The organism is Arthrobacter sp. B2a2-09, assembly GCF_027587375.1.
GTDB lineage: Bacteria > Actinomycetota > Actinomycetes > Actinomycetales > Micrococcaceae > Arthrobacter.
The window spans coordinates 423,430-437,602 of the sequence record NZ_JAMXIC010000001.1 but is presented as its reverse complement, the minus strand read 5'-3'; the positions used below and the strand labels follow the sequence as shown (position 1 = coordinate 437,602).

Here is a 14,173-nt window from a genome sequence, read left to right as displayed (position 1 = left end):
TGGCATAGTCGGCTGGAAGCTAAACCAGTAGCTAAAGCGGTAGCTAGCACCAGTGAGAGAAACCAGAGGATACTAGTGGCAACCACAAATGACATCAAGAACGGAACCGTGCTGAAGCTCGAGGGCCAGCTCTGGAACATCATTGAGTTCCAGCACGTCAAGCCGGGCAAGGGCGGCGCGTTCGTGCGCACCAAGATGCGCAACGTCATGTCAGGCAAGGTGGTCGACAAGACCTTCAACGCCGGCCTCAAGATCGAGACCGCCACGGTTGACCGCCGCGACTACCAGTACCTGTACCAGGACGGCGCGGACTTCGTGTTCATGGACACCCAGGACTTCGACCAGATCACGGTTTCCGGTGCCACGGTAGGCGACGCCACCAACTTCATGCTGGAAAACCAGATGGTCAACATCGCCATCCACGAGGGCAACCCGCTCTACATCGAACTGCCGCCGAGCGTTGTCCTCGAAATCACCTACACCGAGCCGGGCCTGCAGGGCGACCGCTCCTCCGCTGGAACCAAGCCAGCCACCCTTGAGACCGGCTACGAGATCCAGGTGCCGCTGTTCGTTGAGAACAACACCAAGGTCAAGGTCGACACCCGCGACGGCAGCTACCTGGGCCGGGTCAACGACTAGTGAGCGCCCGTGGTAAGGCCCGTAACAGGGCCCTCGAAGTACTCTTCGAGGCGGAGCAGCGTTCCGCCTCCGCTTTCGAGGTCTTGAAGGCCCGCCGGGAAATGACCGACCTCGTGGTCAACCCGTACACGGTGGACATCGTGGAGGGCGTGGTTGCCATGCAGCCCACCATCGACGAGTTCCTGCAGACCTACGCCCAGGGTTGGACCCTGGAGCGGATGCCGGCGGTCGATCGCATCATCCTGCGGATCGGCGCTTGGGAACTGCTCTACAACGACGACGTCCCGGACGGCGTGGCAGTGAGCGAAGCGGTGGCACTGGCCAAGGTCATGTCCACCGATGAATCTCCCGCGTTCATCAACGGTCTCCTCGGACGGTTGCAGGCGCTGAAGCCTTCCCTGCTCGCTTAGGCGGCATTGAAAGCCTACGAAGGGCCGGTGCCACAGGAAACTGTGGGCACCGGCCCTTCGATTTACCGGGGTGTGAGCTAAAACGCATCGCCCTGGTCCTGAGCGCGTCTGCCGAAGGTCGCCCCTGTGGTAATTTTGAAGAGCAAATGTTCCTTTTTTAATTCCGTCCCGTGAGGCGGGGAAAGGGGAGACGAGCGATGACTGAAGTCACTGCGCCGGTGCCGTCCCGGGTTGTTCTCAACCACGCGGATATTGACCGTGCGCTCACTCGTATCGCCCACGAGATCCTCGAAGCCAACAAGGGTTCCCAGGATCTGGTTCTTTTGGGCATCCCACGCCGCGGTTATCCGCTGGCCGTGCGGCTGGCAGACAAGATCGCCGCCGCGGATCCATCCGTCAACGCCTCCGCGATTGTCGGTCAGCTGGACGTCACCATGTTCCGTGACGATCTTTCCCACCAGCCCGCCAGGCCTCCTTACCCCACCAAGCTGCCGTTGTCCGGCATCGACAACAAGGTTGTTGTCCTTATCGATGACGTCCTGTACTCGGGCCGCACCATCCGGGCGGCCCTCGACGCCATCATCGACCTCGGCAGGCCACGCATCGTCCGCCTGGCAGTCCTCGTGGACCGTGGGCACCGCGAGCTGCCGATCCGCGCGGACCACGTCGGCAAGAACCTGCCCACCTCTTCCTCGGAAAAGGTCCGGGTCCATCTGGAAGAACTCGATTCGGTGGACGGTCAGCCCATCAATGAAGTAGTGATCGAGGCCGGCGCATGAAACACCTGCTCTCCACCGAGAACCTGAGTGCAGCGGACGCCATCCGGATCCTGGACACCGCCGAAGAGATGGCTGCCGTGGGGGATCGCGAAGTCAAGAAGCTGCCCGCACTGCGTGGCCGCACCGTGGTCAACCTTTTCTTCGAGGACTCCACCCGCACCCGTATTTCCTTCGAGGCTGCGGCAAAGCGGCTCTCCGCCGACGTCATCAACTTCGCTGCCAAGGGTTCCTCGGTTTCGAAAGGCGAGTCCCTCAAGGACACCGCGCAAACCCTCGCAGCCATGGGGGCCGATGCGGTAGTTATCCGGCACTGGGCTTCAGGGGCGCCACACCGCCTCGCTGCCACCGACTGGATCGACGCGGCCGTCATCAACGCGGGGGACGGCACCCATGAACACCCCACGCAGGCTCTCCTGGACGCGTTCACGATGCGCCGCCACTGGTCCAAGTTGCACGGCTCGGCGTCCACGGGCGCAGACCTCACGGGCATGCGCGTCGCCATCGCCGGCGACGTCCTGCACTCCCGCGTCGCCCGTTCCAACGTGTGGCTCCTGCGCACCCTTGGTGCGGAAGTAACGCTCGTGGCACCGCCCACTTTGCTGCCGATCGGCGTCGAACACTGGCCTTGCAAGGTCAGTTACAACCTCGACGAGACCCTTGAGGCCGGAGTGGACGCCATGATGATGCTGCGCGTCCAAGGTGAGCGCATGAACGCATCCTTCTTCCCCTCCACCCGTGAGTATTCGCGACGCTGGGGCTTCGACGATGCCCGCCTCCACGCCCTCGATGAACTCGGGCTCAAGGACACCATCATCATGCACCCCGGCCCCATGAACCGGGGACTGGAGATTTCTTCCGCCGCCGCTGATTCGCCGCGCTCCACCGTCCTGGCCCAGGTCCGGAACGGCGTGTCGGTCCGGATGGCCGCGCTGTACCTGCTGCTCTCGGGGGATTCCCGTGAAGCCGCCCCCATGCCGGGCACCGCCCGTTCCGCTAAGGAGAGCAACTGATGACCGAGACCGCAACAGGGACAGCAACGGGTACCTATTTGATCCGCGGCGCGGCCATCCTGGGTGGCGACGCCGAGGACCTGCTGATCCGCGACGGCGTCATCGCTGAGCGCGGCACCGGCCTTTCCGCCGAAGGTGCCACCGTGATCGAGGCAGCGGGCCTCGTGGCACTTCCCGGCATGGTCGACATCCACACCCACTTGCGTGAACCTGGCCGCGAGGACGCGGAGACCGTTGAAACCGGTACCCGCGCCGCGGCCCTTGGCGGCTACACCGCGGTCCACGCCATGGCCAACAGCAACCCGGTGGCGGACACCGCCGGCGTCGTCGAGCAGGTCCACAGCCTGGGCCGAGCTTCCGGTTGGGTAGACGTGCGCCCGGTGGGTGCCGTCACGGTCGGACTCGCCGGCGAGCAGCTCGCGGAACTCGGCGCCATGGCAGACTCCCGCGCCCAAGTCCGGGTCTTCTCCGACGACGGCATCTGCGTCCACGACCCCGTGCTGATGCGCCGCGCCCTGGAGTACGTCAAGGCGTTCGACGGCGTCGTTGCCCAGCACGCGCAGGAACCGCGCCTCACCGCGGGCGCCCAGATGAACGAGGGCACCGTCTCCGCGGTTCTCGGCCTTGCCGGGTGGCCTGCGGTCGCCGAAGAGAGCATCATCGCCCGGGACGTCCTCCTGGCCCAGCACGTCGGCTCCCGCCTGCACGTGTGCCACGTATCCACCGCCGGCTCGGTGGAAATCGTCCGTTGGGCCAAGGAACGGGGAATCAACGTCACCGCCGAGGTCACGCCCCACCACTTGTTGCTCACCGACGAACTGGTTCGCAGCTACGACCCCGTCTACAAAGTCAACCCGCCCCTGCGCACCGACGCGGATGTCCAGGCGCTCCGTGCCGGGCTCGCCGACGGCACCATCGACGTCGTGGGCACGGACCACGCCCCGCATCCGAGCGAGCACAAAGAGTGCGAGTGGGCCCAGGCGGCCATGGGCATGACGGGACTGGAGACTGCCTTGTCGGTAGTCCAGGAAACCATGATCGAAACCGGGCTCATGACGTGGGCCGACTTCGCCCGCGTCACGTCCACGGTGCCCGCGGCCATTGGCCGCGTCGCAGATCAGGGACGTCCGCTCGAGGCCGGCGAGCCCGCGAACGTGATCCTCGTGGACACGGCTGCCCGGTGGACAGTGGATCCGCATAAGATGGCGACCATGGGCCGGAACTCACCCTTTGCGGGCAAAGAGCTGCCAGGCGCCGTCGTCGCCACCTTCTTCAAGGGCCACCCGACCGTACTGGACGGCAAGCTCAACACGCCGTACCGCTACGCAGCGGATCCCGCCGCCGCTGGCAGCAGCAAATAATGGACAAGATTGCTTCCCTGCTCATCGTTGTGGTCCTTGCCGCGGTCGCGGCCGGACTCATTGCGATAGGTTGGCGCAGCAGGCTCAAGCGGCAGGCCGGCCTCGGGCAGCTTCCGGAAGTGCCTGAAAGGCTCAGCCCGGCGGGCATTGTGGCTGAAGGCCAGTATGTAGCCACGACGACGGCGGGAGATTGGCTTGACCGGGTCGCCGTCCACGGGCTTGGCTTCCGCGGAAACGCGGAAATGAGCGTCCATCCGGAAGGCGTCCTCTTCGACCGGAAGGGGACTGCACCATTGTTCGTTCCGGCGGACGCCGTGACCGATTGCGGCAGCGCCAACGGCATGGCAGGCAAGTTCGTAGAGAAGGATGGACTCGTGGTCTTGAGCTGGATGCTCGGAGAACACGAGCTCGACACCGGATTCAGGACCAGGCACGCCGCCGACAAGCAACCGCTCCTCGAAGCACTTCAAGAATTGATCTCTGCAGCCCCCCAGGCAGATGCCGATAGTGGAAAGTAACAAAGTGACGGATAGCAATGCAGTAGCAGGCACAGTGACAGGCAATACCAACCCAGCAGAGTCTTCCGTGGCAGTGCTGGTCCTCGAAGACGGCCGCACGTTCCGCGGCCGGAGCTACGGCGCCACGGGCGTGGCCCTGGGCGAGGCGGTCTTTGCCACCGGCATGACCGGCTACCAGGAAACCATCACGGACCCCTCCTACGCCCGCCAGCTGGTGGTCCAGACGGCTCCGCACATCGGGAACACCGGCGTGAACAAGGAAGACGCCGAATCCCGCCGCATCTGGGTGGCCGGCTACGTGGTCCGCGACGCCGCGCGACGCCCCTCGAACTGGCGCTCAGAGCGCAGTCTTGACGAAGAGCTCGTTGAACAGGGCATCGTCGGCATCCAGGCCGTGGACACCCGCGCCATCACCCGGCACCTGCGCGAGCACAAGACCATGCGCGCAGGAATCTTCTCCGGCGAGGCAGCCAAGGCCACCGACAAGGAGCTCCTGGACACCGTCCTGGCCAGCGCTCCCATGGAGGGCGCCCGCTTGGCCGAAGAAGTGAGCATCGACGAGGCATACGTCGTCGAACCCGCGGACCATGGCTGGGACGGCGAGCCGAAATTCAGCATCGCCGCGATCGACCTTGGCATCAAGGCGATGACCCCGGTCCGCTTCGCCGAACGCGGCGTCCGCGTCCACGTCCTGCCGGCGACCGCAACGCTCGAAGACGTCAAGGCAGTCAACCCCGACGGCTTCTTCATGTCCAACGGCCCTGGCGACCCCGCCACCGCAGATGCCCAGGTGAAACTGCTTCGCTCTGTACTCGATGAGAAGATGCCGTACTTCGGAATCTGCTTCGGCAACCAGATCCTGGGCCGCGCCCTCGGCTTCGGTACGTACAAGCTCAAGTACGGCCACCGCGGCATCAACCAGCCGGTGATGGACCGCCGCACCGGCAAAGTCGAAATCACGTCGCAGAACCACGGCTTCGCCGTCGACGCTCCCATGAACGGCGCCACGATGGCTCCGGAAGAGCGCTTCGGCCGCGTCGAGGTCAGCCACGTGAGCCTCAACGACGACGTCGTCGAAGGACTTGCCTGCCTCGACATCCCGGCCTTCTCGGTTCAATACCACCCCGAAGCCGCAGCCGGACCGCACGACGCCGCCTACCTCTTCGACCGCTTCATCGACCTGATGGAAAGCACGAAGAACGGCCAGGAAGCCGTGCAGGCCACCGACACTCAGACATCGAACTCCGCGAAGAACGAGGACACCAAGTAATGCCAAAGCGTACAGATCTCAAGAGCGTCCTCGTTATCGGTTCCGGCCCGATCGTCATCGGCCAGGCGGCCGAATTCGACTACTCCGGAACGCAGGCCCTGCGGGTACTCAAAGAGGAGGGCCTGCGCGTCATCCTCGTGAACTCCAACCCGGCCACCATCATGACGGACCCCGAGTTCGCCGATGCCACCTACGTCGAGCCCATCACGCCCGAGGTGGTTGAAAAGATCATCGCCAAGGAGCGCCCGGACGCCATCCTGCCCACCCTGGGTGGACAGACGGCCCTCAACACGGCCATCGCCCTGGACAAGAACGGCGTGCTCGAGAAGTACAACGTCGAACTCATCGGTGCCAACATTGCTGCGATCGAACTCGGCGAGGACCGCGAAAAGTTCAAGGGCGTCGTGGAACGCTGCGGCGCCGAGTCGGCCCGCAGCCACATCATCCACACCATGGATGAAGCTCTGACCGCGGCGGAAGACCTCGGCTACCCGATGGTTGTCCGTCCGTCCTTCACCATGGGCGGCCTGGGCTCCGGGCTTGCGTACAACGAAGACGACCTGCGCCGCATCGTTGGCCAGGGCCTGCAGTACAGCCCCACCTCCGAGGTCCTGCTGGAAGAGAGCATCCTCGGCTGGAAAGAGTACGAGCTGGAGATGATGCGCGACAAGAACGACAACGTCGTTGTTGTCTGCTCCATCGAGAACTTCGATCCGGTGGGTGTCCACACGGGCGACTCCATCACCGTTGCCCCGGCCCTGACCCTGACCGACCGCGAGTACCAGCGGCTGCGCGATATCTCCATCGCCGTCATCCGCGAAGTCGGCGTCGACACCGGTGGCTGCAACATCCAGTTCGCCATCGAACCGGACACGGGACGCGTCGTCGTCATCGAAATGAACCCGCGTGTTTCGCGTTCCTCGGCGCTGGCCTCCAAGGCCACCGGCTTCGCGATCGCCAAGATCGCCACCAAGCTCTCCTTGGGTTACACCCTGGACGAAATCCCCAACGACATCACGCAGAAGACGCCGGCATCGTTTGAGCCGACGCTCGACTACGTCGTCGTCAAGGTTCCGCGTTTCGCGTTCGAGAAGTTCCCGGCCGCGGACAACACGCTGACCACCACCATGAAGTCCGTCGGTGAAGCGATGGCCATGGGCCGCAACTTCACGGAGGCCCTGCAGAAGGCCCTTCGTTCCCTTGAGCAGAAGGGCTCGCAGCTGGACTTCAGCCACGTGCCCGAATGGGAAGTTCCGGAGCTCATCGAAAAGTCCAAGCGCCCGACGACGGACCGGCTCCACCAGGTGCAGCGCGCCCTGCTCGGCGGTGCTTCGGTTGAGGACCTCTATGCGGCCACCAAGATCGATCCGTGGTTCCTGGACCAGCTGCAGCTGCTCAACGAGATGTCCCACGAGATCCGCAAGGCCGGCGCCCTGACGGAAGACATGCTCCGCAACGCCAAGCGCCACGGCTTCTCGGATGAGCAGATCGGCTCGCTGACCCACAACCCGGAGGCCGTTGTCCGCGGCGTGCGGCAGGCCCTGGGCATCCGTCCGGTCTACAAGACCGTGGACACCTGTGCCGCCGAATTCGCCGCGTACACCCCCTACCACTACTCGTCATATGACGAAGAGGACGAGGTCGGCCTGCACTCCAAGCCGTCCGTCATCATCCTGGGTTCGGGCCCCAACCGCATCGGCCAGGGCATCGAGTTCGACTACTCGTGCGTCCACGCCTCCATGGCGTTGCGCAAGGCCGGCTACGAGACCGTCATGGTCAACTGCAACCCGGAAACCGTGTCCACGGACTACGACGTGTCCACGCGCCTCTACTTCGAACCGTTGACACTGGAGGACGTCCTCGAAGTCATCGCGGCAGAGGAGCGCACGGGCGGCGTCATGGGCGTGTTCGTGCAGCTCGGCGGGCAAACCCCGCTCAAGCTCGCACAGCAGCTGGCAGACGCCGGTGTGCCGATCCTGGGTACGTCCCCGGAAGCCATCGACCTTGCCGAGCACCGAGGCATGTTCTCCCGCGTCCTTGACCGGGCCGGTCTGATCGCCCCGAAGAACGGCACCGCCGTTTCCTTCGAGGACGCCAAGAAGATCGCGGACGAAATCGGCTACCCGGTCCTCGTCCGTCCGTCCTACGTACTGGGCGGCCGCGGCATGGAAATCGTCTACGACGAAGCCAACCTCTCGCGCTACATCGCCAACGCCACGGAAATCACCCCGGACCACCCGGTGCTGATCGACCGCTTCCTCGAGGACGCCGTCGAAATCGACGTCGACGCGCTTTTCGATGGTACGGACATGTACCTCGGCGGCATCATGGAGCACATCGAGGAAGCCGGCATCCACTCCGGTGACTCCGCATGCGTCCTGCCTCCGATCACCCTCGGCAGCAACGTGATCGAACGCGTCCGCACCGCCACCCGGGCCATCGCTGAAGGCGTAGGCGTCCGTGGCCTCATCAACATCCAGTTCGCGCTGGCTTCCGACGTGCTCTATGTGCTGGAGGCCAACCCGCGCGCTTCCCGCACGGTTCCGTTCGTCTCCAAGGCAACGGGCGTGCAGATGGCCAAGGCTGCGGCCCTGATCGGTACGGGCGTCACCATCAACCAGCTGCGCAGCGCCTACAAGATGCTGCCGGAGACGGGCGACGGTTCAACCCTGCCGCTCGACGCGCCTGTCGCGGTGAAGGAAGCCGTGCTGCCGTTCAGCCGTTTCCGGACTCCGGAAGGCAAGGTAGTGGACTCACTGCTTGGCCCGGAAATGCGCTCCACCGGTGAGGTCATGGGCATCGACAAGCACTTCGACACCGCCTTCGCCAAGAGCCAGGCCGCAGCCAACAACGCGCTGCCCACCGAAGGCAAGGTCTTCGTCTCTGTCGCCAACCGCGACAAGCGCTCGGTGATCATGGGCGTCAAGCGCCTGTCCGATCTCGGTTTCGAGATTGTCTCCACGGGCGGCACCGCGGATGTCCTGCGCCGCAACGGCATCCAGGCCACCCCGGTCCGCAAGGTCGCAGAAGGCAGCAGCGCCGAAGGCGAAGGAACCATCGCGGACCTCATCATCGCCGGCGAGATCGACATGGTCTTCAACACGCCCTCCGGAGGCGAAGCCCGCAGCGACGGCTACGAACTCCGCGCGGCCGCGACGTCCATCGGCATCCCTTGCATCACCACTGTTGCGGAGTTCAACGCCGCCGTTCAGGCGATCGAGGCACTGCGCACCTACGAGTGGTCGGTGACGAGCCTGCAGGAGCACGCCGCGGCGCTGCTGGCGTCAACGCAGTCGGCGCAGGATGCAGTCAATGCCTGAGTCTGTTGCAGCAGGGCAGTCGGGAAGGGAGCCGTTCGGTTCCCGCCTGGCTGCCGCCATGGCCGCCCGCGGTCCCTTGTGCGTCGGCATTGACCCGCACCCGGGGCTCTTGGCGGACTGGGGATTGAACGACGACGTCGCCGGCCTGGAGCGTTTTTCGCTCACCGTCGTGGAGGCCGTGGCGACGCTCGCTGCCGCGGTAAAGCCGCAGGTGGCGCTCTATGAGCGTCACGGCTCCGCAGGCATGGCGGTCTTGGAACGGACCCTTGCGGCCGCATCCGATGCCGGAGTCTTGAGTATCGCCGACGCCAAACGCGGAGACATCGGCTCCACGATGGCGGCTTACGCCGACGCCTGGCTTCGGGATGGTTCCGCCTTGGCAGCAGACTCTGTGACGCTCAGCCCGTATCTCGGCTTCGAGTCGCTGCGTCCGGCGCTCGACCTCGCAGCCGAGTCTGGCCGTGGTGTTTTCGTGCTCGCCCTGACGTCCAACCCCGAGGGCAAGTCCGTGCAGCATGTTGGCGGTTCGGAATCGGTGGCTCGGCGGATCGCCGAGGCCGCGGCCGAGGAGAACCGCCGCTATTCCGGCACTCTGGGTTCGGGGGGCAGGGGGCCTCTGGGCCTGGGCTCAGTCGGTCTCGTGGTGGGTGCCACGATCGGCGGTGCCCTCGTGGAACTTGGACTGGACCTCGAAGCCGTTCACGGGCCCATCCTGGCGCCCGGGCTGGGTGCGCAAGGAGCAACACCGGCGGATCTGCGTGCCACTTTCGGCGCAGCATTCCCGGCGGTCCTGGCGACGTCGAGCCGCGGAATCCTCGCGGCTGGTCCAACGATTGCCGGACTGCGTTCCGCCACTGAGGCCACCCGCGACGGCTTGCTGGAAGGCTGAGCCCGATCTTGGTGGGTCCAATGCATTGCGCTCTGTACTGACCACGCGATAACTTCGGGATCAGTCCAATCCGCTGCGCACTCGATGCCGGCCAAAGGGGGATGTGTCAGTGACCTTAAAGGCTTTGTCACCAGAGGAACGTTCTGATGCCTTGGAAAAGGCCGCGAGAGCCCGGGCAAGACGGGCTCTCGCGAAGGAACAGCTCAGGACGGGTGAACTCAGTATTGCCCGGCTGATCAAGTCGGCGCAGACTGACGAGGCTATCGCACGCATGCGTGTTTCCGAGCTGATCGAGGCCGTTCCGGGCGTTGGCCCGGTCCGGGCCGCGGCCATCATGGCGGAGATTGGAATCGCCCCTTCACGCAGGCTTAGGGGCCTGGGAATTCACCAGTCCCGGTCGCTGATAGATTTTATGGAAGACAAATACAGCGTATAAAGCCTCTCCACGAAGGACGATGTGAGCAAGAATCCGGGACTGACCGTCCTCGCAGGCCCCACTGCCGTTGGCAAGGGAACAGTATCCACGTATATCCGGGACAATTACCCCGAGGTCTGGCTGTCAGTTTCAGCCACCACCCGTGCGCCGCGGCCCGGGGAGAAGGACGGTGTCCATTACTTCTTCAAGTCCACCGAAGAATTCGATGCGCTTGTTGACGATGGCCAGTTGCTGGAGTGGGCCGTCGTCCACGGCAAGAACCGCTACGGCACGCTGCGGAGCACCGTGGACGCTGCCATCGCCGAAGGCAGGTCCGTGCTGTTGGAGATCGATTTGCAGGGCGCCCGCCAAGTCAAGGCGGCAGTTCCGGACGCCAACTTCGTCTTCCTCGCTCCGCCCAGTTGGGACGAAATGGTCCGCCGCTTGGTAGGACGCGGCACTGAAACCCCGGAGGAACAGCAGCGACGGCTGGAAACCGCTAAACTGGAACTTGCCGCTGAACCGGAGTTTGACCACACCGTCATCAATGACGACGTACGCCGGGCAGCGGACGAGCTTGTTTCACTCATGGGGCTTACCCCGCACCAGCGCTAAGCGCTAGCACTTGTCAGCCCGCTAGAATTTGGAGATTTCGTGTCCACGAACCTTGAAGGCATCATCAACCCGCCGATCGATTCGCTGCTTGCTGCTGCCGATTCGAAGTACGGCCTGGTGATTTTCGGCGCCAAGCGCGCGCGCCAGATCAACGCCTACTACGCCCAGCTGCACGAGGGCCTCTTCGAGTACGTTGGCCCGCTGGTCGACACGAAGCTGAACGAGAAGTCGCTTTCCATCGCCCTGCGCGAGATCAACGAAGGCCTGCTGGTTTCCACTCCCATCGAGCCCGCAGAGTAAAACAGACTGCCTGTTGACGGAGGTCACGTGCGCATAGTCCTCGGAGTCGGGGGAGGGATTGCAGCCTACAAGGTTGCATCGCTCCTCCGGCTTTTTACTGAAGCCGGACACAATGTCACGGTCATTCCCACGGAGGCCGCCAGCCGGTTTGTCGGCGTGGCTACGTGGGAGGCGCTCTCGGGCAATCCGGTGAGCAACAGCGTCTTTGACGACGTGGAGAAGGTCAACCACGTCCGTCTCGGTCATGAGGCGGACCTCATCGTGGTCGCTCCGGCAACTGCCGACCTGCTGGCCAAGGCTGCAACCGGCCAAGCGGGGGATCTGCTTACCAACACACTCCTCATGGCCCATGGCCCGGTGCTTTTCGCTCCCGCAATGCACACCGAAATGTGGCAGAACCAAGCCACCCAGGCCAATGTGGAAACACTGCGCAGCCGGGGCATCACCGTCTTGGAACCCGCAGTCGGCCGGCTGACCGGCGCGGACTCCGGGCCAGGCAGGCTGCCCGAGCCGGAGGCGATCTTCTCAGCTGCTATGGCTTTGGTCGACGCATCCGCGCCCTCAACCCGGATCGTTGGCCCCAAACCCCTGGCCGGACGTACCATCACGATTTCCGCTGGCGGCACCAGGGAAGCCCTGGATCCGGTCCGATTCCTGGGGAACAGGTCTTCCGGCAAACAGGGTGTCGCGCTGGCCGCCGCGGCACTTGACGCAGGCGCCCATGTCAGGTTCCTCGCTGCCCACATGGACGTCCAGGCGCCCGCCGGCGTCGAACTGATCCAGGTTGAATCCGCTTTGGAGCTCCGTGATGCCGCGCTGGAAGCCGCCGTCGGCTCCGACGTCGTGATCATGGCCGCGGCCGTCGCGGATTTCCGCCCTGCCGACGTTTCAGATACGAAAATCAAGAAGGTCAACGGCAACGACGCCCCCGTTGTGCGCCTCGTGCAGAACCCGGACATCCTGCATGAGCTGGTGGTGCGCCGCGACGCAGAGGCATCCACGCAGTTGATCGTCGGATTTGCAGCCGAAACCGGGGACGAGGACGGCAACGTCCTGGAGCACGCCACCGCCAAGCTCAAACGCAAAGGCTGTGACCTTTTGGTGGTCAACCAGGTCGGCGTCGGGCGCGTGTTCGGCCAGGACCAGAATTCTGTGATCATTCTCTCCGGCCATGGCGCGGCGCCGCAGTCGGCGGCAGGTTCCAAATCCGACGTCGCCGCCGCCGTCATTGACCGCATCGGCACCGAACTGAGCCGCGTACACCCGGCCACCTAGCCAACGGGTGAGGCTCATTCCTTAGCTGGTCCATCCTTAGCATAGGGACATACGGCGGAAGCCGGCCGCCCCCAACCGAGTAAGGTAGTCGAGTGACTTTACCGCTGCACCATGAATCCCACGGCACCCCGTCCAAGCTCCGGCTCTTCACCTCGGAGTCGGTTACGGAAGGGCACCCAGACAAGATCTGCGACCAGATCAGTGACGCCATCCTCGATGCGCTCCTGGCAGCAGACCCTGAGTCGCGCGTGGCTGTTGAAACCATGGCCACCACCGGCCTGGTGCACGTAGCCGGTGAAGTCACTACGGATGCGTATGTCGAAATTCCGCAGATCGTCCGCGAGACCATCCTCGGAATAGGTTACGACTCGTCAGCCAACGGTTTCGACGGTGCCCGTTGCGGGGTGTCTGTCTCCATCGGACAGCAGTCCAACGACATCGCCGGGGGCGTCTTCAATTCGCTCGAAGCCCGCGAAGGCCGCCAGGAGGACGACTACGACCTCCAGGGTGCCGGTGACCAGGGCATCATGTTCGGCTACGCGAGCGATGAGACCCCCTCCTACATGCCGACGCCCATTTGGCTCGCCCACAGGCTCTCCGAGCGTCTCACCGAAGTCCGCAAGAGCGGCGAACTGGCCTACTTGCGCCCTGATGGCAAGACCCAGGTGACGGTCGGATACGACCGCGACCGCCCGGTTTCCGTTGAAACGGTGGTCATTTCCAGCCAGCACGCCGAAGGAACCCACCTCGATCGCTTGCGCGCCGATCTCGCCTCGCACGTGATCGACCCCGTCCTGGCTGTGTCCAACCTGGATATCTCCCACGTCGCGAATATCCTGAACCCTGCCGGCGCCTTCGTCATCGGCGGTCCCGTCGGCGACGCCGGGCTGACAGGCCGCAAGATCATCGTTGACACTTACGGCGGAATGGCCCGCCACGGCGGCGGCGCCTTCTCCGGCAAGGATCCGTCGAAGGTGGACCGTTCGGCGGCCTACGCGATGCGCTGGGTAGCGAAGAACGTCGTAGCCGCAGGGTTGGCCAAGCGGGCCGAAATCCAGATCGCCTACGCGATCGGGCAGGCGCGTCCGGTGGGCACCTACGTCGAAACCTTCGGCACAGAAACTGTTGACCCGGCCAAGATCAGCGAAGCGATTGCGGAGATCTTCGACCTCCGTCCGCGCGCCATCATCGACGCTCTCGACCTTAAGCGCCCCATCTACGCCAAGACCGCGGCGCATGGCCACTTCGGCCGCGACGACCCCGATTTCACGTGGGAACGATTGGACCGCGTGGACGAACTGAAGGAATTCTTCAACGCCTGACTTGGCTGCTCCAGCCGGGGCCTGATCCGCTAGCGCCGGAATTGTCGGTG

14 protein-coding genes are annotated in these 14,173 nt (G+C 64.3%); all 14 read left to right on the top strand.

Annotated features, from left to right (window positions below; all coding sequences use genetic code 11):
* The first annotated feature begins 75 nt into the window (after positions 1-75).
* Positions 76-639 carry an elongation factor P gene (gene efp / locus NFJ07_RS02050; RefSeq protein ID WP_269992117.1) on the top strand — a complete coding sequence of 188 codons (564 nt, stop codon included), beginning with the start codon at positions 76-78 and terminating at the stop codon, positions 637-639.
* Positions 639-1,049, top strand: a complete 411-nt coding sequence (gene nusB, locus NFJ07_RS02045; RefSeq protein WP_269992115.1) for a transcription antitermination factor NusB — start codon at positions 639-641, stop codon at positions 1,047-1,049. Before efp ends, nusB begins: the two co-directional genes overlap by 1 nt.
* A gap of 197 nt (positions 1,050-1,246) precedes the next feature.
* Positions 1,247-1,828: a bifunctional pyr operon transcriptional regulator/uracil phosphoribosyltransferase PyrR gene (pyrR, locus tag NFJ07_RS02040; protein ID WP_269992114.1), complete on the top strand. Its 582-nt coding sequence runs from the start codon at positions 1,247-1,249 to the stop codon at positions 1,826-1,828.
* Positions 1,825-2,838 carry an aspartate carbamoyltransferase catalytic subunit gene (locus tag NFJ07_RS02035; RefSeq protein WP_269992113.1) on the top strand — a complete coding sequence of 338 codons (1,014 nt, stop codon included), beginning with the start codon at positions 1,825-1,827 and terminating at the stop codon, positions 2,836-2,838. Before pyrR ends, NFJ07_RS02035 begins: the two co-directional genes overlap by 4 nt.
* Positions 2,838-4,199 carry a dihydroorotase gene (locus NFJ07_RS02030; protein ID WP_269992112.1) on the top strand — a complete coding sequence of 454 codons (1,362 nt, stop codon included), beginning with the start codon at positions 2,838-2,840 and terminating at the stop codon, positions 4,197-4,199. The genes NFJ07_RS02035 and NFJ07_RS02030 overlap by 1 nt, the downstream gene beginning before the upstream one ends.
* Entirely contained in the window at positions 4,199-4,717 is a 519-nt protein-coding gene (locus NFJ07_RS02025; RefSeq protein ID WP_269992111.1) for a PH-like domain-containing protein, read from the top strand. The genes NFJ07_RS02030 and NFJ07_RS02025 overlap by 1 nt, the downstream gene beginning before the upstream one ends.
* The gene (carA, locus tag NFJ07_RS02020) at positions 4,698-5,987 is read left to right on the top strand and encodes a glutamine-hydrolyzing carbamoyl-phosphate synthase small subunit (protein WP_269992110.1); all 1,290 of its coding nucleotides are present in this window, start codon (positions 4,698-4,700) and stop codon (positions 5,985-5,987) included. Before NFJ07_RS02025 ends, carA begins: the two co-directional genes overlap by 20 nt.
* Positions 5,987-9,307, top strand: a complete 3,321-nt coding sequence (carB, locus tag NFJ07_RS02015; RefSeq protein ID WP_269992109.1) for a carbamoyl-phosphate synthase large subunit — start codon at positions 5,987-5,989, stop codon at positions 9,305-9,307. The genes carA and carB overlap by 1 nt, the downstream gene beginning before the upstream one ends.
* Entirely contained in the window at positions 9,300-10,196 is an 897-nt protein-coding gene (gene pyrF, locus NFJ07_RS02010) for an orotidine-5'-phosphate decarboxylase (RefSeq protein WP_269992108.1), read from the top strand. The genes carB and pyrF overlap by 8 nt, the downstream gene beginning before the upstream one ends.
* A 109-nt stretch (positions 10,197-10,305) precedes the next feature.
* Positions 10,306-10,632 carry an integration host factor, actinobacterial type gene (gene mihF / locus NFJ07_RS02005; RefSeq protein ID WP_269992107.1) on the top strand — a complete coding sequence of 109 codons (327 nt, stop codon included), beginning with the start codon at positions 10,306-10,308 and terminating at the stop codon, positions 10,630-10,632.
* Between the two features lie 21 nt (positions 10,633-10,653).
* Positions 10,654-11,226 (top strand): guanylate kinase, encoded by a 573-nt coding sequence (gene gmk / locus NFJ07_RS02000; protein ID WP_269992105.1) that lies wholly within the window; start codon positions 10,654-10,656, stop codon positions 11,224-11,226.
* Between the two features lie 39 nt (positions 11,227-11,265).
* The gene (rpoZ, locus tag NFJ07_RS01995; protein ID WP_078109003.1) at positions 11,266-11,526 is read left to right on the top strand and encodes a DNA-directed RNA polymerase subunit omega; all 261 of its coding nucleotides are present in this window, start codon (positions 11,266-11,268) and stop codon (positions 11,524-11,526) included.
* A gap of 27 nt (positions 11,527-11,553) precedes the next feature.
* On the top strand, positions 11,554-12,801 hold the full coding sequence (gene coaBC, locus NFJ07_RS01990) for a bifunctional phosphopantothenoylcysteine decarboxylase/phosphopantothenate--cysteine ligase CoaBC (RefSeq protein WP_269992101.1): 1,248 nt from the start codon (positions 11,554-11,556) through the stop codon (positions 12,799-12,801).
* 92 nt (positions 12,802-12,893) lie between these two features.
* Positions 12,894-14,123, top strand: coding sequence for a methionine adenosyltransferase (metK, locus tag NFJ07_RS01985; RefSeq protein ID WP_269992100.1), 1,230 nt, complete (start codon positions 12,894-12,896; stop codon positions 14,121-14,123).
* The last annotated feature ends 50 nt before the right edge of the window (positions 14,124-14,173 follow it).